General features: G+C 62.3%; 1 protein-coding gene. It reads right to left on the reverse strand.

Translation table 11 applies throughout. The features are described 5' to 3' along the window. The coding region (locus AC629_RS44640) for an IS30 family transposase (RefSeq protein ID WP_084810858.1) at positions 1-886 on the reverse strand (886 nt) is incomplete at both ends.

The following is an 886-nucleotide window of genomic DNA, read 5'->3' on the forward strand; positions in this document are numbered from 1 at the left end:
GTCCCAGGTCAGCGATCGATAAAGTTCGCTGGGCAGTCGCTGCGATTGCTTGATGAGCGCCGAGACGACGCTTTCGGTATCCTTGTTCGCAACCTTGACCAGCATCACGTAGCGCGAATGGCGCTCGACAAGTGTTGCGACATAGCTGTTCCTCGATCCGCCGATCAGGTCGCCCTCCCAGTGGCCTGGGACCGCACGATCTTCAACAGATGCCGGCCGTTCCCTGATGGATACGGCATCCTTGATCTGGCCGAGCCCGCTCCGTTTCAGGCTGGCGTGCCTGGAGCGGCGGATCGTGCGTTTCGCGCGCAGGTGCTCAAGCAGCTCTTTTTTCAGCACGCCGCGCGCCTGAATGAATAGGCTGCGGTAGATCGTTTCGTGTGACACCTGATGTTGTGGCTCCCCTGGATATGTGCGCTTGAGCCAGCCAGCGATTTGTTCCGGCGACCATTGTCGCCGCAGCCCGCTCGATACTGTTCGCCTCAAGTCCGGGTGGCAAGCCAGCTTGCAAAGCTTGGGACGCCGCGCCCGATCCCAAGCCGCCTGATCTGCCCCCGCGGCCCGGTAGCGGTCCGCTCCGCCATTGCGGCTGACTTCGCGGCTGACGGTCGATGTCGATCGTCCCAAGTGGCGCGCGATCGACCGCAACGAGCGGCGCATGCCGAGCCATCGAGAAATCTCCTCTCGTTCAGAGAGCGTCAGCGCCTGCCTGGCGCGGTGCCGAACCGGTGGACGAAGGCCACCCGTTGGCGAAATCACCGAAAAAACTGACGACGATGCCCGGTCAAACCGACGTCCGATGGACCTCATGGACTCGCCAGCCTGCCAGCGATCCCAGATCTCAGACCGCTGAACCGCAGAATAGTAGATGCGACGTCGCTGCTTC

The sequence above is a fragment of the Bradyrhizobium sp. NAS80.1 genome (assembly GCF_001908205.1).
In the GTDB taxonomy this organism is placed as follows: Bacteria; Pseudomonadota; Alphaproteobacteria; order Rhizobiales; family Xanthobacteraceae; genus Bradyrhizobium.